Below are 25,694 nucleotides of genomic sequence, written 5' to 3'. Positions count from 1 at the left end.
CGGTTCCACCAATACACGCGCCGCGCTCGACCCGACCACCCGGGCACCGAGGGGGGGCAGCTTGCCGACTATCGCGGCGGGCCACCACCTGGCCCCGCGGGCCCGCCGCCGGTGGATCCCGGCGGTCCGCCGCCCGGCCGGGAGAGCAACGAGGCTCCCCGGCCGGGCACCGGCGAACCCTCGCCCCGGTCCGGGGCAGAACATGGTCAAAACCCGCCTCCGCTCGGTGCGGAACGTGGTGAGGCGTCTCAGCCCGGCGCGGAGAGTGGCCCGCCGCCGGCACAGTCCGGTTCTGCGGGCGGCGGTGACCGACCACCGGCGGCCCCACCTGTCGCGGCCGGACAACCGGACGAAGGCCCGGGTCGCGATTCCGAAGGCGAGAACGAGTCGTTCACGAGCCCGCTGCCCGAGACCCATGCCGAGCTCATGGACTGGGTCGAACTGCGCCGTGCGGAAATCGCCGTCGACTCGGCCGCCGACGAAGCTGCCTGGCTCCGGCGGCAGGCGTCCGGTCGCCCGGACGATCATCTCCTGCAGTTCCGTGCCGAACAGGCGGAACGGCAGCTCGGCTACGCCCGCGAGCGGCTCGACCGAATCCGGCTCGACCAGGCGGACCGGGCGGCCTGGCGCGCCCGCATGGACGCCGAGAGCAAACGTTTCCTCGCCGATGTCGAGCCGGACAACTGGCTGGCCGAACAGCGCGCAGTGCTGGCCGAATGGGTCGCCCGGATGGCGGAGGACCGGGCGCGTTGGTTGCGCGAGACGCTGGGCGGTCCCGACGAGGGCACCCCGCCGCCGCCGGAAGCGGGCCCGGACGACAACGGCCCGGATTCCGATTCCGGCCCCGGTCCGGCCGGTCCGAAACCGGTCACCGGCTCCGATCCCGAAGCAGCACAGCCTTCGCCGGCCGGTTCGCCGGTCGAACCTGCGCCGGCCTCGGGGGCGGATCCGGAACCCGGCATCGAGCCGGGCACCACAGGCAAGGACCGGGTGGACGAGGACTCCGGATCCCCGCCCGAGAAGCAGGGTCTCGAGCTGAGAGGCGAGCAGTCGCCGACCGACAGGCAAGGGCTGGAGTCCGAGGGCGGACAGCCGCAGGCCGACGGGCAGGAGCGTAAGGCACGGGGCGGACAGCCCGATGCCGAAGGACAGGTACCGCAGTCCGAAGGCAGTCGGCCGAGGATCGATGGGCAGGAATCCGAGCCCGACGCAGCCCGGTCCGACGGAGCGGGGCGGCAGCCCGGCGACGAGCAGTTCGATACCGAGGGGGGAGAGCGGAATCCGGAGGGTGAGCAGATCGGGCCCACGGGTGACCGGGCCGCGGAGACCGACCGGAACGGCGGGCAACCCGACGACCAGGATCCGGGGCGCCTGCTCGGTGACGCACTCGTCGATGCGATTCTGCGACGGGATGTGCTCGCAGCGCGGATCGGGGAACTCGCCTCGGCACTGCACACCCGGGCGGAACCCGGTGCGTTCGAACCCGACCGGATCGAAGAAACCGTGCGCGATCTGCGCGGCCGTGAGCTCGACGCCGACGATACCGGCCGAGTCGACGAGCTCACCGAACTCGCGCCGCGGTTCCTCCGCGCCCACGACGAAGTGCGCACCCTGTCCAGCCGGATCGAATACGACCGGCTGCTGCGGGAACGGCAGGCAGTGACCAGGGAACGCGAGTTCCTGCGCGCCAAAATCACCGATCGCGCGCGCAACATCGGCCTGGACAACCCGGAAGGCTGGGCGGACCTCGGCCCGGACGGCCGCGAACGGATCGTTCTGCGGCTCGACGAAGAGACCCGGTACGACACCGTGGATATCGCCGGCGGTGTCGAGGAGAGCCCGCGGCGAGATCGCTCACCGGTGAGTGAACAGGCACAGCAGGACCGCCGGGACAAGATCAGGAAGTTGATCACCCAGACCGCGGAATTCGACCGGTTCGGTACCCGGCTGCGGGAACTGGACGCGCAGATCAGCGGGATGGAAGGGGACCGGGAACATCTCGACCGCCCCCACTCCGAAGAGGTTGCCGCCGAACTCGAACGCCTGGCGCGTGAGCGCGCCGCCGAACTACACCGGATCAAACCGCGCCGCGTCATGCGCGACGATCTGGCGCGCCGGCTCGGTCTCCTGGACCAGAACAACGAACTCCGGGAAAGTGCGCTCGAACCGGACAACGTGAAATCCGAGCTGCAGAAGCTGCGCGACACGGCATACCGGGCCTTCATGGATGGCCGGTTGCGGCCCTCGCAGTACCAGCAGCGGCTGTTGCAGATCGATATGCTGGCCGCGGTCGCCGACGAGGTGAACCTGGCGCACAATCGGATCGGACGCCTGCAGGACGATATGGCCCGCGCGGCGGGTGTCTGGCGGGGGCTGGCGGAGGCCGCGGGCGGCCGGATGGTGACCGACCGGGTCGGCATCGTGGACGGTGACGAGCCGCGGATCATCGTATTCGGCCCGCGCCCGGAGTTGACGAACCTGCCCCGTGATCAGGATGCGGTTCGTTCGCGCCGTGATCACGACGCCGCTCTCGACCATGCGCTGTGGAACAGTGCCGCTGTCGCACAGGCCCTGACACATCCGGATACGAGGGTGGAGTATCGCCGGGTATTCGCCGACCGGGAGGACAACTGGCGGGTCGACGACACCATGTACCCGCCGGATATCGAACGGATGAGCACCGGCTGGGTCAATGGGGACCGCCTCGAGATGACGAGATGGCGTGACAGCGAGGGGAACTGGCATCCGGTGGATCCGGCCCGCCCGAGCTGGACGACCAACCGCGACGATTCCGAGCTGCCGAAGAAGTTCAGCCAGAAGGATCTCCCCGACGGTGTCAGCGGCTGGGCCAGTGAGGATGTCATCAACGACATCACCCTGCCCACCGACGATGTGCCCGCCGGCCAGATCCCGGAGAGCACGCTACCGGTGAACGCGCCGATGGCGCCGACACAGTACGACACCTCGGATGTGGATCCGAACAAGATCTTCGGACAGCATTGGGGCGCCGACGCCTATAACTTCATGCGGTTGGTGCTGATGGCCGCGCTCGTGCCGAAACATCCGGCGGTCAAGGCGTGGATCCAGCGGCATCCGGAAATCGGCCGGTTCGTGCTGGCGCGGCCGTGGTTGCAGAAGCTGCCGCCGTTCGGGACGGTATTCCGTGGCTACGAGTGGTTCGCGCCGCCGGACACCAATGTGCAGCCGATGCACCGCCGCTGGGACCGGGGTGATCATCTGCCACCGGCGGCGCTCACCGATGTTCCGGAGGGACTGCGCTGGGAATGGGAGCGTGAGGCCCGACTGTGGAGCGAGGTCCAGCGGTGGGCCGACGAACAGTACGAACTCTTCCTGAACGACGACGGCGATCTGGACCGTATCGCCGCCGGTATCGAGGAACACCGGCAGAACCGGCAGCGAGAATCGGCTCGCGAGTTCGTCGACCTCGTCCGGCAGCGGCTGGTCGAGGAGCTGGGCGGTATCGACCCGCTGGGTGATGTACCGGCTCAGCTGGCGCGGATCGAGGCCGCCATCGACCGGGTGGCCGACGAGGCGGCGGACCGGTTCGCCGAGGACGATCCGGAACTGGCGCGCAATACGGTCGAACAGGTGCGGGAGATGCTGCTGGGCGTGGTGGACCCGGCCGATATCGTGCCCGGTGCCGTGCCGGACGATATCGTGCGCGCTGTCGACCCGGACGAGATCGCCGAACAGCTCGCCGGCCGGATGCGCGACGACATACCGCGCTTCACCCGCGACGAACTCGAGCAGATCAAGAACCACCTCATGGTCGACGAGCACTGGGTGCGCGACGCCGACGACCCGGAGGGTCAGGTCCGCGAGCTGCCCATGGACCGCCTGGCCGATATCGCCGAAGCCTGGCACCGGCTGCGCGCCGGCAACCCGCTGCCCGCCGATTTCGTGCTGCTGCAGGACGCGCTGGCCGAGGCGCAGTACCTGATCGACAACCCGGGCGCTACCTGGCAGGCGGCCAACACCCATGCCATCGGCCAGGGTTATCACTGGGATGCCCAGCGTCCTCCGCTCACCGACTGGCGGGCGGGTCGCCGCTACGCCCTCCCACCGGTGCAGCCGAACTCCGCCTACCTGCCCCCGGCCGCCCGCGACGGCGGCGAGCCACGAACTCCCGACCAGCCGCCTGCGAACGGGGTCGGCGATACGCTCGAGATGCTGTCACCGGATCTCTCCGCACCGGACGGTGACACGCTGGAACTCCCGGCGGGGGACCAGTTCGGACAGCCGGACCGGCGGGATACCGCCGCGGGCAACGCTGCGACACCCACGTCGCCCGGACAGCTCTCTGCTGACGAGATCCTCGGTCAGCCGGGCGCGTCCGGACAGCAGGACTCGGTCGCCCGGAACAGTGGCACGCTCGCGGAGCAGTTCGGCGGCCCGGACCGGCCGGGACCCGCCGAAGTGCCGGCGACCGCCGCTCGGCGAGATCCGACGGCGCAGGACGATGACACGCTGGAGCAGACGTCCGAACAGGACAAGTCCGGCCCTCGTGATCCGGAGAGCCCCGGCGACCCGAACGACCCCGACGACCCGAGCGGCACCGGCGGTTCCGATCCGGGCAAGCCACCCACCGGTGGACCGGGCAGTACACCGCCCGCGCGGCCGCCACTACCTGCCCGCGACGGCGGGGACTCGGCACCGACCAACGACGCTCAACTGCCGCCGCCCGGTCGTCCGGATGACCCGGACGGTCGGCTCGAGCCCGGTGGTCCGAGTGAACCCGGTGGTCCGAACGGCCACGGCGGACCGAATGATCCGGGCGGACCCGACGACTCGAGCGGCCCCGGCGGACCACCGCCCGCCGGCCCGGGCTCATCGCCCGCCCGGACGGGCGACCCGCTGCGCGACCTCATCGCGTTCCTGCAGGAACAAGCGGATCGGCCCGCGCAGCGCGACGCCGAGCCGTTGACCGGTGCCACCGCCCGCCACGCGGGCAGGCTGGCCGGACACCTGGGTCTGGACGAGGTTTTCGGACAGCTGCGTGATCCCCTCGCCGCGCTGGCCGAAATCGCCGAAATCGCCCGCGTCCGAGGTTTCCTCGACGGGGTCGGTAGCGGGCCACGGATGCGGTACCCGGACGACTTCGCCGAGCTCTCCGCCGCCGACCGCTACGGCGACGAGCAGTACTGGCACCACGAGGCCGATCCCGAACTCGTGGCCGAGATCCGCGCGGATCTGCGCCGCCTCGGCCTGCCGGTGGAGGAACCGCGACTGCCGGCCGAGCGGTCGGACCAGGTGCTCGAACCCGGCGGCGACCACGCTCAGCTCGCGGCACCCGGGCAACCGGACGGTGCCGACCCGGATACGGATGCGGCCGTCCGGGTTACACCACACGCGGAGTCCGTGGTGACCACCCGCGACGAGCTGGCCCAGCAGTTCGGCCTCGACGACGCGGCGCTCGCCCCGGAACACCTGGCCGCGACCGTCGCCGATCAGCGCTATCGGATCCTGTTGCGGGCGGCCGCGGTGGAAGCGCTGGTCGCCGCACAGGCGCGCCTCGACGCCGCGACCGATCCGGTCGCCCGGGCCGACCTGCGCAACACCCGCGACACCTGGGCGCGCCTGCTCGGTCTCGACCCCGGGCCGCTCGACCGCGACCCCGCCACCGTCCTGAACCGGGCTCGGGCAGCGGCAGTGCGCGCGGCCGACGATCTCGCGGCGCTCGCCGACAGTGCCCAGGCGGCCCGGCAGAAACCCGGCCCCGGCAGCGAACCGCCGGCCGTGGGCGAAACCCACCGCTACAACATCGTGGTCGAAGGCGAACGGGTACCTGCGCGTCTGGTCGCCGACGAGGACGGCGGCTGGCTGGTGACCGAGGCCGACCGTACCGGCCCACCGGCCCGGCCGGCCGAACCCGCACCGCCGCAGCGCCGGAAGTCGCTCCTGCGCCGGCTCTGGGACCGGCTGTTCGGCGACGGTTACGTGGGGGAGACCCCGAAGTATCCGTCCGGGTCCGGGATAGACAGCGCCGGGCAGTCGGTACTCGGCCATATGTTCGGGCTTCCGTTGACGAAGACCGAGGACCCGACACCGGGTGTACCCGGCGACGAGTACGAGGTCCTGCAGACCAAGTTCAACCCCGCGCGCATCCTCAAAGAAGGCATCACCCTGTGGAAGAAGCGGGAACTGCTGCCGTTCGTGCGCCGGTTCACCTCCCGGGTCGCCGACCGCAGCCTCGATGCCCCGCCCATGCGGGACGAGAACGACAACGAGTACCGGTACTGGCTCGACGAAGCCGACCCCGACCTCGTCCGAGAGGTCGTAGGGGTCGACCTCGAGGAGCTGAAGAAGCAGGCCGGCCCGGCTCTTCCGCCGAGCGCCGAAACCCGGCCGGGCGAGCCGGCGGCCGAGCTTGCCCCCGCCGAACCCGATGGCGACGTGGTGCCACGCAGCGCGGGCGAAATCGGGTCCTGGATCGACGAACTGGCCGAGGCGGCGGCACACCGCGACGCGCAGGCCGCGGAGCTGGTCGAGGCGGCCCGCGCATTCGGTATCGACCTCGGCGATCCGACACCGGAGAACGTCCGGCGGGCGCACGACCTGATCCGCTATCAGCAGGCCCGCCGGCTCGGCGCACTCACCGGCCTCGCCGACGCTGCCCGCCGCTACAACGCCGAGCACGCCGATATCCCCTACGGCGAGTACGAAACCTTCTTCGACGCGAACCCGCTGGCCCGTTTCCTGCGCGAGGTGGTCGACGCCTACCGGGAGCCGTCGCAGGCGCCGGAGTGGCTGCCCGAGGCGCTGCGGCGCCGCTGGCCGGGTCCGGTCGACCTGCTCAACTGGCAGGGCGTGAACAACGGTGGCGAGCCGACGCGCGAGTGGGGAGATCTGTTCGATACCGACCAGCCGGGCCGCGACGACGGGACCCGGCAATACCTGGAACGCGCCCTGCGCCGCGATCAGATCCGTGACGAACGCTCGGTATGGGCCCAGATCCTCGGCGATGTGGACCTGAACACTCTCGACGCCGACCGCCTGGCCGACACCTTGGCGGCGCAGCTGGATCGAATCCAGCAGGCCGCGGATCGTATCGACGATTTCGGCCGCCGGACCGAGGAGTTCCTGCGCCGCGACGCCGAAACCGAGGAACTCATCGGTCTCATCGGTGATCTGGCGGGCCAGGAATGGGTGCATGCGAATGACGGGGTCATGTTCGGTGACCCGGCCGGGCTCGGCCTGCTGCCCCCGGAACAGCCCGGCGGGCCGATGCGGCTGATCGTGATCGACGGCCGCCTCGAACACGACCGGGTGCTGGCCGACGCGCTCACCCGCCACCCCGACCTCGCCGACGCCGTGAACGACGGTGACCTCCAGGTGCTGTACGAACTCACCCACGTGCGGCCCGGCGAACCGCTGCCCGACGGTGGTTTCGGGCCCGAACGGGTCATCGTGGCCGACGCCGGTTCCCCGCGGGTTCGTCATCTCAGCGCCGAGGTCGGCGGTCGCCACCTCGATGTCACCGTGATAGACGACGGTGACGGCTGGCGGGTGGTGCCGGACGATCCTGTGGAGCCGCAGACCGGGCGTCCCGTCGACGAGATGACCCGCGCCGAAATCGACGACGCCATCGGCGAACTCGCCGAACGGCTCGGTATCGCCGACGAAGATCTGGCCGATCCGCGGCGGCTCGCCGAAGAACTGTCGGCGCTGCGCGACGAGAACGAGATCCGTGCCGCCCAGCTGGAAGCGCTCATCGACCACGCCCGGACCGCATGGGATATCGACACCTATTACGAGGTGACGCAGGCCCGCGGCAATCTGGCGACCCGGGTCGATCCGGACGAGACCGCGCCGGTGACCGCCGAGCGGGCAGCGCTGGTGATAGCCGGTCCCGCGACCCCGAACCCGCGGCGGATCCAGCAGATCGCCGGAATACTGGACTACGCCGAAACATTGGCTTCGCTGGACCGGTCCGCGGTGGAAGCGGCCACGTTGCGCCTGATGCGGCGCCTCGACGCGCTCTCCGACGCGGTGACAGTGACCGAGCCGGGGCAGATCAGCGCCGGTATCCGGGACCTGGTCTACCGGGAGTACAGCCGGCCCGATCTGGTCGCGGCCCTCACCGATTTCCTGAACGCCCTCGGCGAGGTCGATATCTTCGATGCCGCGGTGCACGGCGACCGCGCCGTCGATCCGCGGGTGGGCCGCGCCGAGATCCCGGTGCACCACCGGGCCGTGCGGCACCTGGTGGACCTGATCGAGGATCTGCGTCACCTCACGGATGCCCCACAGCGGATGGGTCTGCTGGACGCGGACACGGATCTGCTTCCCGCTACGGAACTCGGCGCGAACCCCGATTTCGCACGCACGATCGGAGTCGATCTACCGCCCGCCGATCTGGCCCGCTGGGACGATGTCCTCGACCGCTACCGGCGCGGCGAAATCAGCGAGAACGACCCGGATCTCGTCCGCGTACGAGCCGAACTGAACCGCTGGAACGAGGTCTACGAGAAGTACCGCGACGGCCGGCTGGACAAGGAAGAACGGCTGAAGCCCGCCGAACTCGCCGAAGTGCAGGCCGAGCTGCGTGGCGAGGTGAACCAGCGCGCCCGCGACATCACCGCCACGGCCGAACTCGCCGAGCGTGCCGCGCAACTGGACGAGACAGAGCTGCGGGCCGCCCGGGCCCGGGCCGAAATGGCCGCGGAGCGGGCCCGGGCCGTCCTGCCGCCCCCGCATCCGGACCTGCCCGTGGACGAAACGGATCTGGCCTCGCATACGGCCCTGGACCAGCGGCTCGAGGAACTGCGCGGGCGGACGACGCGGGTCGACGAACAACAGGCGTACCAGCGCCGGATCGACGAATACGAGGAAGCGGCCCGCCGCGTGGTCGACGCCGAGGCCGAACTCACCCGGCTCGACGGCGTACTCGAACGCCTCCGCGAAACCCACGCCGAAAGCCCCGGCCCCACCGCCCCCCGCCCGGCACCCGCGGTTCCCGGCCGGGACGGCGGCGAAACCCTCCCGAGTCCGGACGGCCCCCGCCCGGCCCCCACTGCAGGCGAACAGGACCCGTCGGCACCCGAGGGTGACCGTCCAGAGTTCGGCGAATCCGATCCTGCGGTGCGGCGAGACGGCCGCGCCCGTCCCGGCGAATCCGACCCCGTGGGCCGCGACCTGGAGCGTCCAGTAGGGACCGGCCCGGTGCCCGGCGATCGTGACCGGCCGCAATCGGGCGAGGAACCCGCCACGGGAACGAACGACACCGGCAGCCGGGCACACAGGGGAGAACCTGTCACAGGATCGGGCCCCCGCCCGAACCGCGGCGGTCCCGACGGCCCGAACACGCCTGACGAGGAAGGCGCCCCCACCAACCGCCGTCCTCGGCTGCCCCGCGGTTCTTCCCTGCGTTCCCATATCCCGAAACGACCGCACGAATGGGAGCCCGACTTCCCACTCCCGTTCGAAAACGACCGCAAACCGTGGCCTGTCCCGCTACCCGAACTTCCCGACCGGCCGGACCCCTTGGAACCACCCGAACCCCCGGTTCCTCCGGTGCCTCCGGCGCCGCCAGAGCCGCCGGTGCCACCCGTCCCGCCGATGCCCCCGGTGCCACCGCAACCTCCGGTGCCACCGGTGCCTCCGCTGCCACCTGTTCCTCCGGAACCTCCGGTGCCACCAGAACCTCCGGTGCCTCCGGTGCCTCCGGTGCCGCCGATCCCGCCAGAGCCGCCGGTGCCACCCGTCCCGCCGGAGCTGCCTTCGCCGCCGGTTGTGCCCGGTCCGCCGGAACCGCCGGTGCCGCCGGGGAACCCCGGTCCGCCTCAGCCCCCGGCGCGGCCGGAGTACCCGTGGCAGCCGGCGCCACCGCAGGCTCCCGGATCACCGGCTCACCCGGCACCGCCCCAGGTCCCAGCGCCACCCACACCGGGGACTCCATATCCGGAATCGCCGCTGGGCCCGTATCCGGGCGCACCGGACTACTCACCCCCGGCCGCACCTCCGGGCCCGCCGTATTCACCGGGGTATCCGGGCGGTATTCACGCGCAGCCGGGAATGCCCGGTGGCGGCGCGCCCGCGGACCAGTACCCGCCGGGGATGCCGTATCCGCCGGTTGTGCCGCCGCCGCTGCCCAACGGCGGGTCACAGCAAGGTGAGCCCCGGGCCCGCTACCGCCCTCACCGGGGCGAGAGTGCTCCGGGTGTGGGTGGGCAGGGTAACGCTGCGTTCGTTCCGCTGGTCGTCCGGCCCTTTGCCGGGTTCGGGGTGCCGTCGGAATTCAATCCGTACACCGGCGCACTGCAGGCTGCACCGGCGAATACCGGTCGCGTCAGCGGGTTGTACGGTGAGATCGGCGGCGTGCCTGTCGTCCTGTACCGGCAGCACGGCCGTCTCGGGTTGCGCATCGGCGCCCATACGATCGACCTCGAGCATTCCGTCGTCGCCGAGGTGGACACCGTCGCCCACCGGACCACCCGTTTCGCCCTGTTCCAGGGCGGGACCAAGCTCGGTGAACTGACGTATCGTTCGCTGCCGGAGGAACTGGATTTCGGCGCCTATCTGCGCGATGTGCTCGCCGATCCGCAGCGCCGCGCCCAGGTGTTCGCAGAATGAGCGCGCCGCCGAGCCGTCGTGACCGAGACGGAAACAACATCGATGAGGAGCGGATATGCGTATCGACCATCCAACCGACGACGAGCTGCGGGAGAACTTCGCCGAGATGCTCGAATCGGTGCGCAACGGCGGCGGTCTGCGCACCGAAACCGGCCTCGATATGGAAACCGAGGAGGCGCTGTGGGATATCGCGCGGGCGTATCCCGATGTCACCGATGAACTGGTGACGGCTGCGCGCGAAGCCTTCGCCGGTCAGCTCGACGGTTCGAATGCCCGTAGGCATCGCGAAGAGCTCGCCCGTCAGTTCGAGGAGATGCGCCGCGCGCGCGGCGAGAGCTGAGCGCCGCGGCCCCAGTGACCGCGATAACGGTACTAGGAGAATGTTGCCGAAGTGACGAAACCAGACGAGGTGCCCGCCGGGCCGCCCGATGAAGCCGCCGGTGCGCCCACCGATCCGGCGCCGCATTCCCCGGAGCCGCCGGCCGATACCACCGCCCCGGAAAACGACCCGGATGTGGGCTTCACGCTGGCCGCGGCCGGCCGGGAACAGAACGTCGCCGAACGCGCCCGTGCGCTGATGCACCAGGTCGCCCGCGAGTTGACCGCGGTGGCGCCCGAGGGCTGGGAGCGGGTGGACGCGGTATTCGCCTCGACTGTTGCCGTCGATGTCGGTTTCGCCGTTTTCTCCGACGCGCAGCAGCGCGCGGTCCGCTGGTCCCCGACACCGCAGGTGCTGGCGCTGATCCGTGCACACCGGCAACTATCCGCCGAATCGGGTGACGGACCGTGGTGGCGGTTGCTGATCGCGTTGACCGGTTCCGGGCAGCTCGAGGTCGACTACGACTACGGCGACGAGCCGTTTCCGGACGACCAACTGTTCGCACCCGAGATCTACCGTGCCGACCTGGAGGCATTTCCCCGTAAGACCCTCCCCGTATGGTTGGCCGCCTACCTGTTCCACGGCGATCGCCAGCGGCGATCCCCGGCGGTTGCGGCGGCCCAGGCCGCCGCCGACCGTTCCGCCGGCGTAACCGGTGACCCGGTCGAGGGTTTCCCGCCATTTCCGGTGATGGCGGCGCGGTGGGCGGCGTTGTGCGCGGCGTTCGTCGCAGTGAAGTCGGAGTGGGGTCCCCGGCTCACCCCCGGCCTGCGCTGGTTCGAGGGTGCGAGCCGCAGCGGCAGCACCCTGCATTCGCTGCCGGGTGGTCGCGCCGTGCTCTCGGGTGGGGTGTGGAACTCCCCGGAGCTGGACGCGGCCTACAACCAGGAGGCGCCGTTACCGGCGTTGTTCCGCGGAGCGCCGGAATGGATTGCGGGTCCGGTCCTGAACGAACGATCGGGAACCGGACAACTCACCTTCTGCTACTGGTGGGACGGCAGCCGCTGGTATCGGGGTGAGTCCCCGGCACCCGAAGCCGTCGCCGGCGCGGTTCCGGGCATCCGGGACACTGCGACGGTGGTACGGATCGTTTCCGGCTTGATCCTCGAGTCCGACCCATCCGACGAGCGGATGGCGGCGATCGAAACCTTCGTCGCGGCCGCGGAATCCGCCACCCTCACCCGCGCCACCTTGACCGCTGTGTTTCCCGACGCGGACGGTTTCGATATCGACAGCGCCTTCCACCAGTTGGTGCTGGGCGGTGTCACCGCCCCGGAACCGCTTCCGGAGCGGCAGGCGATCGACCTGGTCGGCCGCTATCTCACCGAGAGCGGCGAGGATACGTCCGGCTACCCGGTGGACGACCTGCGCGCGGACCGGGTGGACGGCGGCTGGATGGTGTTCGCCCCGGTGGCGCCGGGCGAGATCGCGATCGGGCGGGCGATCTTCTACGTGGCCGACGACGGTGTGCTGGAACGGTCGTCGTCTTCGGTCGCGCCGTCGCAGTACCTACCGGAATTCCGCCGCCGCTTCCGCAACCGCAACCGGTCGCTCCTGTAGCCGCGTACTCCGGGCCGAGCCGGCGCACCGACCGGGCCGGCCGATCGGTGCGCGGCGGAGTCCGTCAGCCGGCGGTATGCCGGACGAAACCTTCGAGAGTGGTCAACGTCTCCGCGCGGTTGTCCCGGTGGCGCAGGCAATACTTCGTCGGATACCAGCCGGGTTGCTGCCAGGCCTGCGGTTGTTTGATATCGATACAGGAGTCTTCCTGGCTACCGCTGCGCAGGGCCTCGTATCGGGAGAGAGCCACCATCGGTTCGAGGAAAGTGATCTCGCCGTTCCAGCTTCCGTAGATGAAGGTGCTGGTGAAATCGCCGCCGTTCAATTCCGGGGTGGCCGAGTCGATCAGGTGCTGGCCCATCCCCGGTTCGACCGCGTCGAGGTCGACGTAGTCGGGGTGACGGTACTTCGGGTCGGGCAGGATCTTGCCGAGCGCGTAGTCGTCGCAGTGGGTGAGCTGCGGGCACGACCCGGGCCGGATGGCCAGCCGCTCGGCATTGTCGTTCAGATAGAAGTGGACATCGAAATGCGCGGTATCCCAGACGCCGGGCGGGACGTGCCCGTGCGGATTCCAGTTCGCGAGTACATAGGTGAACGGAATGTCCGCACGCGCAGTGAAGGCGTCACCCAGCGGTAGGACGGTCTCGTGGCCGCCGGCGCATTCGCCGTGATCGGCCACCACGCCGTCCGTATTCTTGTCGTGACACCACAGGCGGCCCGACGGCGGTTCGTACGGCAGGGCGTCGTAGACGGCGTCGTCGGCCGCCAGCCCGACGGCGAGCGGTTCACCCGCTTCGTTCGTCTGTGAGAAGGCGGTGATCCGCCCGCCGCCGAGCGGCAGACTCGCGCCGTATTCGGCGCACGGGCCGAGGTAGGACCGGGTTCCGGCGAGCAGATCGGCGACCGCGGATTCGGCGATCCGCCGGTTGGATTCCCGGGCCGGATCCCCCTCGGCCACCTCACAAACCGGCACGGGGTTCGCGACGTCGATGGTGGCCGGTGCCGCAGAATCCCGCCACAGCGGTATCACGATCAACGCCGCGACCACTACCACCACGATCAGCAGTGTGGTCAGTATTGCCGGCTTGCGTCCGGTCAGTTGCGACTTACTCAGTGCCGCAGCGAGTTTGGACATCTATTAAACCTGCTTTCCAAGCGGCGGCGTGCTCTTCGGCATCCGGAGTCGACCTCGCCTCGCACTGGTGTTCGGCCGCGGCGCCGGAAACGAAATTGCCATTCAATAGCCGAAGTTCATTACCGCCTTACCGATGCGCAGAAACAATACAACGGGCACGGCCGGTTTGTGGTGTTCTCACCGAATAGAACACAAGCCCGGCTTCCGGACGGTGGAGCGCTGGGAAATTCTGGGATTACGGCCGGTAGCGGGTCCGCGACGGATTGCCGAAGGGGATTCCCCGGAGGTGCCGGGAGCCGATGATGAACTTCTGGAGTCATCCCGGTTACGGCGGTTGTCGTTGTTGTGTAACGGATCCTCGGGCCGAGGTGGCGCTGCTTGCTAGCATTGCGGGCCTGCCGGGCCCGCCCAACTCGCAAATGCGCATGGTAATGCCGAATAGTTCCTATTAGCCGGTCGATTGCCGGGTTTGTAACCGAGTCGTGCCGATCCGGTGTCCTGTGGTGAAATTCCCGGAAATCACTACGGTCAACTATTCCCGCCGGCTGGAAACTTGTGCGATAGCAATTATATTCGGCGGTTATGGCGGCGGAACCATCGACAGTTACAGAGGCATCGGACTTTCCGGCGATAACCCGGGTACTACTCAGATCCGATGGTTCGATGACAACTCTGCTCGAAGCTCTGGTCGGTGCCCCCCTGCGCCTCGATCTGCTCGAGCAATCCCCCACGACCGCGGCCGAACTGACAGGTGGTATCCGCTGCGCTCTCGGTCTGTCCGGGGCGGAGCCGGTGATCATCCGGCGTTCGGTCCTCACCATCGGGAACGGAACCGTGGTGTCCAAGAATTCCGTGGTGATCGTGGCCGGGCACGAGTCGGCAGCGGTACTCGCCGACCGGCACCGGCCGATCGGGCACAGTATGACCGCGATGGGTTACCACCTGGCACGAATCGTGCTCGGATCGGGCCTCACCACCTGGTCCCGCGCCGGTACGGCGAATGGCGATCGCTGCGTATACAAGGAAAGCCTGCTGCAGGATCGCGCGGATATACCGGTGGCGCACCTGCACGAGCGCATCAGCCCCGAATTCGCACCGCTGGCCGAGGCGCTGTGAAGGTCCTGGTGGCCGGGGCCGGAATCGGCGGCCTGACGACAGCATTGCGCCTGCACGCCGTGGGTATCGACGTGCTCGTCATCGACAGCGTCACCGAGTTGCTCCCGCTGGGGGTCGGTATCAACCTCCTGCCGCACGCCACGGCCGAATTGTGCGAACTCGGCCTGGGGGAAGACCTGGCCGGCCTGGCGATTCCCACCGCGGAGCTGGTGCATCTGGATCGGTTCGGCAACGAGATCTGGCGGGAACCCCGTGGCCTGGCGGCCGGGCACGATCATCCGCAGTACTCGGTGCACCGCGGTGAATTGCAGACACTGCTCGCGGCCGCGGTTCGCGCTCGCCTCGGCTCCGGCGCTATTCGCACGGGTATGCGGTTCGTCGCGGCCCGGCAATATCCGGACCGGGTGTGCAGCACCGTCCATGACCGAGCCCGGGACCAGACCGTCGAGATCACCACCGACCTGGTGATCGGCGCGGACGGACTGCATTCCGCCGTACGTGCCGGCCTGTATCCGGATGAAGGCGCGCCGCGCTGGAACGGCATCCGCATGTGGCGCGGCGTCACGATGACCGAACCGTTCCTGACCGGCGCTTCCATGGTGATGGCCGGGAGTAACCACACTGCGAAACTTGTCGCCTACCCGATTTCGGCCGCGGCGCGGCGGGAGGGCCGGGCCTTGGTCAACTGGGTCGCCGAAGTCCGGATGCCGGACCATACGGAGCAGGCGGCGAACTGGCAGCGGACCGGCCGGCTCGACGAGGTACTACCGCACTATCGCGGTTGGCGTTTCGACGGAATAGATGTCGGTGCGCTCATCTCCGGCAGCGAGCGCATTCTCGAGTATCCGATGGTCGACCGTGATCCGGTGTCGCGCTGGGTCTTCGGTCGGGTCGCCCTGCTGGGCGATGCCGCGCACCCGATGTACCCGATCGGTTCCAACGGCGGCTCGCAGGCGATTCTCGATGCCGGCGTGCTCGCTGCCGAGCTCGCCCGCGCCGCCGACCCCCGGGACGGTTTGACGGCCTACGAGGCGGCTCGCCTGGATATCGCCAATGCTGTCGTGCTGGCCAACCGTGATATCCCGGCCGACCGGGTGCTGCGGCTGGTCGAGGAGCGCGCTCCACAGGGTTTCGACCGAATAACGGACGTACTCACCGAGGACGAGCTTCGCGCGATCGCCGGGGGATACCAGCGGACCAGTGCTGCCCGCGTATCCGCCGCGCCCGAGCGATCCGACCCCGTAACGGCACAGCCCCGGTGAATCGCCGGCCCGGCCGGAGCTGTACGGAGGCCCGCGTGGGCTGTATGCCGTGGGATGGGCCGGCGCCGATCAGCGCTCGCACCGGGCCACAATGTGCCGCCGATCGGGTATTCCGGCTACGACGCGGTGGTGTGCGGCAGTAGGCCCGGCCGATGAGTGCGGGTTCTTCCGGTTGGGAACGCGGGCCCGGGCCGAGGGGTACCGACGTGTCTTCGTCCGTTGGTACCCTCCGTATCGGAAGGGTTCGACGCGTGTTCAGCCGGTCGTGGGGTGGTGGTAAGTCCCGGCGGTAACCTTCGATTGTGTCTTGTGTTGTCGGCGGGGAGGACATCGCGTGCACTGTTCCGATCACCCCCGACCTGGCCGCGCGTCGAGGCACGGTGGTCGCGAAATCATTTCAGGCCCGGTCCGGGTGGCTCGGCTTGCTTTCTCGCATATCCGATTCGGCGGGAGTATGAGGTATGGCACCCGAACCCAGTAATCCATGGTCCGGTTTGTCCACGCAGGCCGAGAGCGGCGCACTGGAGCTTCAGCCGGGCGTGGTCGAGGGTCTCGCGGAGAAGTGCAACGAGGTGCTCGGCCGGGTACTGGCCGTGCGGGACAAGGTGAATCTCGTCGATTCTCTTCCCGCCTTCAGCAACCTGGGGTCGAGTGAGGCACTGACGGAGCGCTTCAATCAGAAGGGCCGGGAACTACGCGGCATCCTCGACGAGCACGAAACGATCCTCAACGACATGATGGATACGTTCATCGCGGCGGGGAAGGCGTATTCGAACACCGATGACGATTCCGCTCTCGAAATCGACCGAGTGGACCGCCCGGGATCGTTGAGCGATCGGCCGGGCCCGCGACTCGAGGAGACCACCAATGTGCCCGGATACGTGTATCCAGGGCTGACCGAGGACGGGGGCGGTCTGCCCGGGAGCCTCCGCGATCCGGCTTCGGGCGTGGAGTTCGAATCCGCCCAGGTGCACGGTGAGGACCCACATTCCCTCTCCTTCGAGCGGTACCAGTCGATGCAGGAGTCCTTCGGAAACACGGGTGACTTCACTTTCGTCAAGGTGGCGCAGGCGGCGGCCGACTGGCGGTGGCTGGCCGGGCAGCTGAACGAGAAGTTCGACGACCTGGTCAACAAGATGATCTCGACCCAGAACTCCTGGCGCAGCCCCGATCACGAGGGTGGTGCCGAAGCGGCGCGCGGGGCTGTGACCGCCTACGGAGCGGATACCGACAAGCTGGTCGCCAATATGAACTTGATCGGCGACAACCTGCAGTACACCTCGCAGTGGCTTTCGGCGACCTGGTACGAGATGGGCCAGTGGGACGCTCCGCCGCTCGACGACGGCGAGACCACCACCAGCGAGTCCTATGTGCAGAAAGAGAAGGAAGCGCGGCGGCAAGCGGCCATCCGGGCCATGGAAGAGGCATATCTTCCGGGGCTCGAACTGACCGATTCCAAGATCGCGATACTGCCGGACCCGGTCCCGCCGACGACCGACAACCCGGGACAGAACGGTGGCAACGGTGGAAACGGCGGCAGTGGGAACGGTGGTGGCGGTGGAAACGGCGGCGGTGGTGGCACTCCGCCGGGGACGACTTCTGCCGCACAGCAACAGCAGCAGGCCGCGCTCGACCAGATCGAACAACAACGTCAGGAGTTGCTGGCCGCGCAGCAAGATCTCGAAACGCAGGCCCAGCAACAGCAGGCCGCACTGCAACAGCAGCAGCAGGCCCTCCAACAGCAGTCGAGCACCCAGCCGCTGATGCAGGCGGCGCAGCAAGGATTGCAGCAACTCGGTCAGATGGGGCAGCAGTTGTCCACCGCGGCCCAGCAGGCCCTCCAACAGGCGGGTATCACGGGGCTGCCGGGTATGCCTGCCTTGCAGGACGCGGTGAAGGGCTATCAGTCCGCCCTCCAGAAGGCAGGCAAGCTACCGGCCGGCCTCGGTGGTGGGGGTGCGGGCGGAAGTTCCGGTGCGCCGGGCGGAGTGAAGCCGCCACCGGCGCCGATGGTGGAGAAGGCGGCAAAACTGTTCCCGCGGGCTTCTGTTGCGACGGGTGTTGCCGGTGGTCAATTCACCGGCGTAGCGGCGGCTCCCGCCGGGCAGGGTGCACCTATGGGTGGGATGCCGATGGGCGGCGGCGGTGCCGGTGGCGGGGCACAGGGGGCGCAGGGCAAGGACCACAAACGCGCCGACTACCTCGATTCCACCGAATGGCTCGAGGAGGGAATCGGCGATCCGTCGATCGTCGCCAAACCGGTGGTCGATCAGTGAGCCGTACCTGGACGTTTACGGATGTCGAATTCGTTGCGGCTTGGGAAGCTACGAAGGAAGGGTATCTCCCGGAACCCTTCGTCTACACCAGTGAGCCCGGTCGTCACCACGATCACCGCCGCAAGGTGATCGAAGCGGCCGAACGGGTCCGGTCGCTTTTCGGCCCGGAGTTGGCGGAGATCATGACGGGTATGGCCGCCCCCGATATCCGGGTCGTTGTCCGTGGGTTCGACGGACAGGATTTCCAGAACGCCGAGCGTTCTGTTCGGCTGCTCGGTACACGCAAGGGCGACAACGCGTATCTGGTCATCCAGGAACCTGGCCGAACCCTGTGGCACGCCGCCGGGTTCACGATGTCAGAGCACGAGGCCGTCGGCCTTGCCGATGCGGTGGTGGCGGAATTACCGGAGGTCCAACCGGGTCGACGCGCGGACTTCTCACTCCCCAGCGGTCCTGCAGGCAACGGACTGGAGCGCCCCGTGAAACGCTCGTCGGTTCTGCACCGCGACGACGATCCCACCGCATTCGGTAGGTCGTTCGGTGATGCCCCGGCCGATCTGGCCGGAACTATCACCGTGGTGCAAGGATTCTCTCGATTCGGTCCGCGCGGTATTCGACGGCTGGGACTCCGCTGGCGCGATATCACAGGTGACGGCCGGTACCTGATCGTCCCGGGAAATCCGTCGACTGTACTGTCGGTGGACCGGAAACGTATGGTCGGGGTGGTCAACCGGCAGATTGCGGAAGTCGTGCGGACGATCAAGGAGGAGCGGGCGAATCTGGGGAGCTGATGCCGTTACGGATTCGGGAGTCGATGTCCGAGATGCTCCCACTCCCGCACTGCCATCGACCCTCCCCGGTCGTCGAAGAGGATCGCCGTGGCGGGCCGCCCGTCGGGATGCCAGCGTCGTAGAACTCCGCACGGTCTGCCCCGGTAGTTCTCGCCCTCGGATTTCAGGCGACCGTCGGGCCACCACTCGCGGGTACTGCCGTGCGGGAGGCCGTCGACGTAGTACTCCTGGGACAGTAGCTGTCCCGGTACGAGCTCTTCGACGACCTCACCGGTGAACGGCTCGCCGTCGTACTCGAGCCGTAGGTCGTCTCCGATCGAGGCGGCATCGGAGTTCAGGTCGATACGCCTCATTGCGGATCTTCCGTCCGTTTGTGCACGTAATTCAGATTATCGGTCCGCGCACACGGATCCGGCGTTCTGCGTTCGGCGCGGCGGGTATGTGTAGGTACGCCGGTGCCGCGTCGACCTGAGCATTCGCGTTCCAGCGCGGAAAGCGCTTCCGGCATAGCCGGATCGGCAGGCACACTGTTAACAGAAGTGGCGCCGACCGAGAAAACCCGGTCGAGGTATATGGGGCACGCGCCACCGTGGGGAGCGCAGAAAGTCAGGAGGGGTTCTGTGGGGTTGCTGTATCCATTCGTGAGAGCAGCGCACACCGTGCGGCGGCCGGAACCGTACCTGGCCGCATCGCGGCCGGTCGGCCGGCACCGCGCCGGTCGATTTCGTATTCAGTTGTGGTTTCCGGGGGTGGGAGTCCCGGGATTGGACGGCGTCAGCGTATATCCGGATCGCGCCTGCGGGCGCCACATATGTTCCCACTCTTGGCAACCGGCATATGCTGCACGGCGTTCGCGCAGCATGCACCGATTTCCACCGGTCCCCACGCCGTTCGATAACCCCCGGTTCACCTCCTCGATCCATACTCGGGCGGGGTGCGAATCCCGCGTCGCCGGAGGCGGCGCCATAGCGAAGGCAGGAGGACGATGAGCGCAGGAGTTCCGGGAGACACCGAGTTCCCGACCGAGTTCACCGCCCATTCACTCAACGGTTCCATCCGGATCCGGACCACCGAGATGGGCCTGCCCACCTCGATTTCCGTCGAACCCGGCGAACTCCGCCGCGACCCTGATTCGCTGGCCGCCGAGATCCTGCGACTGTGTCGGCAGTCCGCGGCCCGGGCCGGCCTCGAGCGGCGTCGGCATCTGCAAGAGGCGGGTTTCACCAGCGAGATGCTGAAGTTGGCGGGCCTTCCGACGGAGGAGGAGGTCGCGCGTCAGGAGTTGGTGCAGGAGCAGGAGTACGAGACCGAACCGGAGAGCTGGCTCCGTTCTGTATAGGTCCGAAGGATTCGAGGGGTTGACATGGTCGAAACGATGGACGAACTCATCGCCCGGGTTCAGCAGCAGGTCTATCGGCTGACCGATCTGCAGGAAGCCATGGCCCGGATCGTGGTCAGCGAGACCGCACCGGACGGTTCGGTGACGGTGGAGGTGGACGGGAACGCGGCACCCGTCGGGCTGAGTTTGAGCGGTGGGATCAACAAACTGAGCCCCGCCGAGTTCGAGAAAACGCTGGTCGAGACAGCGCGGGCGGCCGCCGCCCGGGCGATCGCCGAGAAGGCCGAACTGATCGACACCTTCAATTCGGAGAGCACGAGGTAGTCACCGACTGTTAACCGGTCGGCGGTCCCGGCCGGTGGTGCCCGCTGGGTACCGTTGACGACGAAACATTGTGGGATGTTTCGGGATTGGACAAGAGACATGAACAACGTGCACGTTGTACCGGATGCAGTGCGTCTGTACGGCAGCGAATCCGCGGCCATGGCCGCCGGAATCGCAACGACCGCAGCCGTCGATCAGGCGGCTACGGTCGGGTTCGCGGTACCGGCGTTCGGGCTCATCGGCCAGGAATTCCTCGTCGCGTTCGCTTACGCACAGGCCAACCATCTGTCCTCGGTCGCCGAACTCGCCGCGGTGCATGCCGGTACCGCGCTCACCGCGCATCAGGCCGCCGCGAACTACGAGCTCACCGACGCCGGGAACGCGGTGAATATCGGCGCGGTGAACCCCGGATCATGAGCACCCCAGGAGCGGCCCCGCTCCCGGGCGCCCAGCCGCCGGCCGGCGCGGATCCGCTGGATCCGACCGTCCTGGAGCTGCTGCGGGGCAGCGCGCTGGCACCCATGCTCGATATGCCGGTGAACGACATCCTCAACAGCATGGGCCTGCCGAATCTGCCGGAGCTGCCGGCGTTCGGTCACCTGGCCGGGCTGCCGGAGTTGCCGCCGCTACCCATGATCGATCTGAGTGCGCTGATGCGACCGCTCACCGATCTGGCGTCGGCCTTCGGCTCCGGGCAGCTGGGCGCGCCGGCGCCGGCGCCCGCACCGCAGGCGTCCGCCGCGGGTGATCCGGCGGACGCTGCGGCCCCGCCGCCGGGTGTGGACCCGACGCAGTTGCTGGCGCAGGTGTCGACGGTGATGCAGACCGTGATGCAGGTGGGCACGTCCGCGCTGCAGGCCGCGATGAGCCTGTGGCAGGGGATGGGTGCTACGCAGGCAGCGGAGAAGGCGGGGCAGGCGCAGACCGACGCCGCGAAGCTGGAGGCGCAGAGCACCGCGGAGAAACTGCATCTCGCGAAGGGCGCGACCAGTGTTGCGATCGGCCGCGGGGAAATGGCCGTGGTGATCGGGGCGTTTTCCGCGAAACTGGCACTCGCCCCGCTCTACGCGTCTTCCGGTGGCGGCGCAGCCTATCTGGTCGCCTCGGCGATCGAGGCGGCGGCCGAAGCGCTGGCCATCACTGTCAAAACCAAGACCGAGCTCGGCGTCGAAGGCGCCGCACTGACGCAGACCGGCGAGAAGGTGAAGATCACCGACGCGCCGACCGGGGTCGATCCGAGTCAGCAGATGAGCCAGCTCGTGCAGATGATCGGGATGGTCACACCGCTGATCAGCTCCGCGAGCCAGGCCGCTCAGGCGCTGGGCAAACTGGCGCCCGCGAATACCGCACTGTCCGCGCCGAAACCGTTGGGTGATGCGCCCGGTGCGCCGGATAGCGACCGGCCCGGCGCTCCGGGTGGCCTGGGGGCCGGCGGCGGTCTCGGGGCCGGTGGCGGTCTGGGAGCCGGTGCGTTGGGCGCCGCGCCCGCACCGCTCGGCGCTTTCCCCGGATCCAAGGTCGCGGCACCCGGCCCGCTCGGTGCCGTCGGAGCGTTCGGTGCAACGTCGCCGGGTTCGGTCGCGGGTATGTCGTCGTCGGCGGCTCCCCACGGGTCGACTCCGGCCTCGGGAAACAGCCCGGGCTATATGCCGATGGGTGCGGGTATGGGGGCGGCGGGAATGGCGCGCGACGGCGAGTCGGTAACCGACGGTTCAGCGCGTGGTGCTGTCTCGGCCGAACACGGTGACGAGGTGGTCGGGCCGATCGAAGGTATCGCGGTGCCGGTGGTCGGCGCGGCGGAATCGACCTCGGAACCCCCGCCGGACAAGGAACTCACGCTCTGACACGAGCCGGTAACCAGGACACAGGAGGGTCTCATGGAGAACGAGATGGGTGAGGTGTACGACGGCGTCCGTTTCGACCCCGCCGCGGCCGGGAAGGCATCGTCGGGGCTGGATTCGCTGGCCGATCGGCTCGCCGCCGATCTGGCGGCGGTCCAGGACGCGCTGACCGTGGTTCCGGCGGGTGTGGACGAGGTGTCGGGCCGGGCGTCGCAGACCCACAACGATGTCGCGGCGTCTTATCTGACCAGTGCTCAGGCCAGCGTGCAGGAAATGCGCAAACTGGCGGCCACGCTGCGGCTCAGTACGACTCGGTTCGACGGTATGGAAACCGATAACGCCGCGAACCTCGGCCGGACCGAGGCCTGACAGGCTTCTGCAGTGCCGATGAGCGAAGGGTATTTCCCAGCGATGATCGAACCACCACGACCCGGCTTCACCGGTGTGGTGTGGCCCGCGCGGCCGGCCGACCGGCTGGCCCGCGAGCTCGCCACCGGTCCGGGCTCGGTGCCGATGGCCGAGGCCGTCCAGGCCTGGACGCGTCTGGCCGCGTCTTTCGGTGCGGCGGTGGTGGAATACGAGAAGGCCGTCGTCGAGATGCGGGGCGCCTGGGGTTCCGGCCGGAGCAGTGAAGTACTGCAGCGTATTTCGACACTGCGGGATTGGCTGGTGGAAGCGGCGGGCGCCGCCGCGGCCAACGCGGCGAGGTTCCAGGCGCAGGTCGCCGCGTACGAAGTGGCGCGGCTGGCCATGCCGCATACCGTCGATATCGAACAGATCCAGCAGGTCCAGCGCATGCTCGAGGCCGTCGGCGGAATGGTCGGTGCTCCGATCAAAGCCGTCGCCGCCGAGGTGGACAAGGATTCCGACGTGGCGAAAGCCGTGGCCTCCCGGGTCATGGAAAACTACGAGAAGGCCAGCGAACCTCTCGCACTACCGTGGCAGCAGACCGCACCGCCGATGGTCGCGCCCGAGACGGCATTGGCCGCCGAACATGCCGCGGCCGCAACGGCTTCCGCTACCGCGCCGCCGCCGGCGATACGGGGTGGTATGTCGCTGGGGGCGATGGGTATCGGGTCCGTCCCGATCCCGGCCGCCGTGCCGCGGGTTCCGTCCGCCTACAGCGCCCCCATCTACGCGCAATCGGCGACCACCTCGGAAAGGGCCCCGCAAACCACCCCGGTAACCGGTGCCGGAGCCTCCTCGCAGGCTGCCCCGCTCGCACCCGGCGCGACGGCCGGTGCAGGCGGATCGGCCCAGGACACCTCCCGCTTCCCCCGCGCCGGGCTCTCCGGCGACGAGGGCGACCATCTCGGCGCGGAGAACGAACTCCGGGCCGCGCCCGCGGTACTCGGTGGTGTCGAACCGGCGGCTTCCGCGCCGGAAGCCCGGGCCGGAGGTACGTCGTGACGACCCTGACCAACGACGCGCTGCTCGCGGTCGCCGAACGCCTGGGTGTGCAGACACTGCCCCTGGTGCTCGCCGCAGGACCGCAACAGGATTCCTACGAAGAATGGCAGGCGGCCCGCGAGCGCGCCGTCGACGAACTCACCGCGGTAGGTGTTTTCGATTCCGAAGGCGATGTCGAGCCCACTACAGCGCAGGCGTTTTTCGTACTGGCGCAGCCGGATCGCGAACTGGTGGCCCGCGGCTTCGCCGGAGATCGCACACTGCGGTTCTGTGTGGCCCGGCGCGGCGAACAGCATGCCTTGGCGGTGCGCGAGGGGGACAGTTTCGAGATCACGACGATCTGGTGCGACGGTTCACCGGAGGCGCTGGCACGTCCTCTGCTCACCGCGCTGGGACCGGCCGAGGCAGCCGAGGTCGCGGGGTTCAGCGCACCGGCCGACGACCTGGCCGGCCGGCTCGACAACGCCGAAACCACCGGCGATTTCGCCGATGCCATCTACGCCCTGGGGGTGGGCGACCGCGACGCGACGGTGCTCGCCGCGGCGTTCGCCACCTGCCGGGGCTTCACCGAAATCGTGGCCTACAGCCACGACGACGGACTCACCACCCGGGCGCCGGGCGCCGTCGCGGTCTACGACACCGATCGCGGCCGGCTCGCCGCCGCACCCACGGTCTCGCCGGATCAACAGATCTGGTCGACGGTCACAACGGGTAGCGACCATCGGGTGACGCAGGCAATCGCCACGTTGCTCGAGGGCCTGCCCGGGGGGAGGTGGCTGACACCGTAGTTCCCCAGGTGATAACCCACCGTTCTACTCGACGCGAGATGCTGCGATCGCGGCGGAAAACCAACCTCACGAAAGGAACCCAGTAATGGCTACACAGGGTGTTGATCTCGATCTCGAGCTGGTCAAGAAGGCGACCGGCGAAATGTACACGGCCATCGAAAACCTGCGGCTGTCGGTGAAGGCCGTCGATTCGGCCAGCGATGCGGCCCGTGCGGGCTGGAAGGGCGACGCGAACGCGTCGTTCGTCACCACCTCGCAGGCGTGGAGCGACGAGTCCGACCGCCTGAATCAGAAACTGGACGAGCTGACCAAGGCCACCGAGGACGCCACCCAGACCATCCTGGGTATGGACGAGGACGCCTTCATCCCCGGCGGCGGCTACACCAGCCTGTAGATCCTGTACCGGCAGCACTTCACCTATCTGCTCGACTGACAAGGAATTGGGAACATGAGCGATATCTTGTACGACCGCCCCACCATGGAGGCGCTGTTCGACTCGCTGAAGACCGAGGGCAGCAAGATCCAGGGTGAGATCGAGGCCCTGGCAACCGCCAAGGACAACTTCCTCGCCGCGATGGCGAGCCAGGGGGCGCAGGAAGGTTTCCAGACTGCGCACCAGTCGGTGAACACCGAACTGGAGGACACCCTGCACAAGCTGGACCAGCTCGCCATCGCGGTCGAGAACGCGCTGCAGCGCGCCCTCGAAACCGATAATAAGATCGGCGACGGTTTCGCCGCCTTAGGCTGATCGGTTCTAACGCGCGGCACCAAAAACCGGGGCGGGCAGAGGATATATTTAAACACCACCCGAGGGGGGTTGTTTTTTTTTAATTGTGAGGAGCCGGCAAACAACCAATAATGGAAAAAAAACACACGGGGG

The 25,694-nt window shown here is 68.5% G+C and carries 19 protein-coding genes; 16 read left to right on the top strand and 3 right to left on the bottom strand.

From position 1 onward, the window contains the following. Nucleotides 1-417, bottom strand: a 417-nt coding sequence (locus tag QH195_RS30380; RefSeq protein ID WP_280437905.1) for a hypothetical protein, incomplete at its 3' end; no start/stop codon positions are given. Between the two features lie 9 nt (nucleotides 418-426). On the opposite strand from QH195_RS30380, the gene QH195_RS30375 reads away from it, so the two are divergent. Genes QH195_RS30375 through QH195_RS30365 form a run of 3 tightly spaced genes read left to right on the top strand, consistent with a single transcriptional unit; the run spans nucleotide 427 to nucleotide 12,532 of the window. After that, entirely contained in the window at nucleotides 427-10,593 is a 10,167-nt protein-coding gene (locus tag QH195_RS30375) for a hypothetical protein (protein WP_280437904.1), read from the top strand. Nucleotides 10,594-10,648: 55 nt separating this feature from the next. Further along, entirely contained in the window at nucleotides 10,649-10,933 is a 285-nt protein-coding gene (locus QH195_RS30370; RefSeq protein WP_280437903.1) for a hypothetical protein, read from the top strand. A gap of 51 nt (nucleotides 10,934-10,984) precedes the next feature. Continuing rightward, nucleotides 10,985-12,532 (top strand): hypothetical protein, encoded by a 1,548-nt coding sequence (locus QH195_RS30365; RefSeq protein ID WP_280437902.1) that lies wholly within the window; start codon nucleotides 10,985-10,987, stop codon nucleotides 12,530-12,532. Nucleotides 12,533-12,596: 64 nt separating this feature from the next. On the opposite strand, the gene QH195_RS30360 is transcribed toward QH195_RS30365, so the two are convergent. Beyond that, nucleotides 12,597-13,667, bottom strand: a complete 1,071-nt coding sequence (locus tag QH195_RS30360) for a hypothetical protein (RefSeq protein WP_280437901.1) — start codon at nucleotides 13,665-13,667, stop codon at nucleotides 12,597-12,599. 663 nt (nucleotides 13,668-14,330) lie between these two features. Here QH195_RS30360 and QH195_RS30355 point away from each other — a divergent pair. The 4 genes from QH195_RS30355 (at nucleotide 14,331) to QH195_RS30340 (ending at nucleotide 19,112) form a co-directional block, all read left to right on the top strand. Next, complete coding sequence (locus QH195_RS30355) at nucleotides 14,331-14,783, top strand: hypothetical protein (protein WP_348536890.1); 453 nt, start codon at nucleotides 14,331-14,333, stop codon at nucleotides 14,781-14,783. Continuing rightward, complete coding sequence (locus QH195_RS30350; RefSeq protein WP_280437899.1) at nucleotides 14,780-16,045, top strand: flavin-dependent oxidoreductase; 1,266 nt, start codon at nucleotides 14,780-14,782, stop codon at nucleotides 16,043-16,045. The genes QH195_RS30355 and QH195_RS30350 overlap by 4 nt, the downstream gene beginning before the upstream one ends. 461 nt (nucleotides 16,046-16,506) lie before the next feature. Beyond that, entirely contained in the window at nucleotides 16,507-18,321 is a 1,815-nt protein-coding gene (locus tag QH195_RS30345; protein WP_280437898.1) for a hypothetical protein, read from the top strand. Next, nucleotides 18,318-19,112 carry an ESX secretion-associated protein EspG gene (locus QH195_RS30340; RefSeq protein ID WP_280437897.1) on the top strand — a complete coding sequence of 265 codons (795 nt, stop codon included), beginning with the start codon at nucleotides 18,318-18,320 and terminating at the stop codon, nucleotides 19,110-19,112. The genes QH195_RS30345 and QH195_RS30340 overlap by 4 nt, the downstream gene beginning before the upstream one ends. A 5-nt stretch (nucleotides 19,113-19,117) precedes the next feature. On the opposite strand, the gene QH195_RS30335 is transcribed toward QH195_RS30340, so the two are convergent. After that, nucleotides 19,118-19,465, bottom strand: coding sequence for a toxin-antitoxin system YwqK family antitoxin (locus QH195_RS30335; RefSeq protein ID WP_280425427.1), 348 nt, complete (start codon nucleotides 19,463-19,465; stop codon nucleotides 19,118-19,120). 632 nt (nucleotides 19,466-20,097) lie between these two features. Here QH195_RS30335 and QH195_RS30330 point away from each other — a divergent pair. The 9 genes from QH195_RS30330 (at nucleotide 20,098) to QH195_RS30290 (ending at nucleotide 25,562) form a co-directional block, all read left to right on the top strand. Then, a complete protein-coding gene (locus QH195_RS30330) occupies nucleotides 20,098-20,451 on the top strand; it encodes a hypothetical protein (RefSeq protein WP_280425428.1) in 354 nt (117 codons plus the stop codon). Between the two features lie 24 nt (nucleotides 20,452-20,475). Beyond that, nucleotides 20,476-20,775, top strand: coding sequence for a YbaB/EbfC family nucleoid-associated protein (locus tag QH195_RS30325; protein ID WP_280425429.1), 300 nt, complete (start codon nucleotides 20,476-20,478; stop codon nucleotides 20,773-20,775). 99 nt (nucleotides 20,776-20,874) lie between these two features. Then, a complete protein-coding gene (locus QH195_RS30320; RefSeq protein ID WP_280437896.1) occupies nucleotides 20,875-21,192 on the top strand; it encodes a type VII secretion target in 318 nt (105 codons plus the stop codon). Beyond that, a complete protein-coding gene (locus tag QH195_RS30315) occupies nucleotides 21,189-22,619 on the top strand; it encodes a hypothetical protein (RefSeq protein WP_280437895.1) in 1,431 nt (476 codons plus the stop codon). The genes QH195_RS30320 and QH195_RS30315 overlap by 4 nt, the downstream gene beginning before the upstream one ends. Nucleotides 22,620-22,652: 33 nt before the next feature. After that, entirely contained in the window at nucleotides 22,653-22,985 is a 333-nt protein-coding gene (locus QH195_RS30310) for a PE domain-containing protein (RefSeq protein WP_280437894.1), read from the top strand. A gap of 18 nt (nucleotides 22,986-23,003) precedes the next feature. Beyond that, a complete protein-coding gene (locus QH195_RS30305) occupies nucleotides 23,004-24,026 on the top strand; it encodes a PPE domain-containing protein (RefSeq protein ID WP_280437893.1) in 1,023 nt (340 codons plus the stop codon). Next, nucleotides 24,023-24,814, top strand: coding sequence for an ESX secretion-associated protein EspG (locus tag QH195_RS30300; RefSeq protein WP_280437892.1), 792 nt, complete (start codon nucleotides 24,023-24,025; stop codon nucleotides 24,812-24,814). The genes QH195_RS30305 and QH195_RS30300 overlap by 4 nt, the downstream gene beginning before the upstream one ends. A gap of 85 nt (nucleotides 24,815-24,899) precedes the next feature. Next, nucleotides 24,900-25,208 carry a WXG100 family type VII secretion target gene (locus QH195_RS30295; protein WP_280425435.1) on the top strand — a complete coding sequence of 103 codons (309 nt, stop codon included), beginning with the start codon at nucleotides 24,900-24,902 and terminating at the stop codon, nucleotides 25,206-25,208. Nucleotides 25,209-25,262: 54 nt separating this feature from the next. Beyond that, nucleotides 25,263-25,562 carry a type VII secretion protein EsxR gene (locus QH195_RS30290; RefSeq protein WP_280437891.1) on the top strand — a complete coding sequence of 100 codons (300 nt, stop codon included), beginning with the start codon at nucleotides 25,263-25,265 and terminating at the stop codon, nucleotides 25,560-25,562. The last annotated feature ends 132 nt before the right edge of the window (nucleotides 25,563-25,694 follow it).

The organism is Nocardia carnea (assembly GCF_029868855.1).
Taxonomy (GTDB): Bacteria; Actinomycetota; Actinomycetes; order Mycobacteriales; family Mycobacteriaceae; genus Nocardia; species Nocardia carnea_A.
The sequence above is the reverse complement of the archived record's forward strand: the minus strand, read 5'-3'. Positions and strand labels throughout refer to the sequence as shown.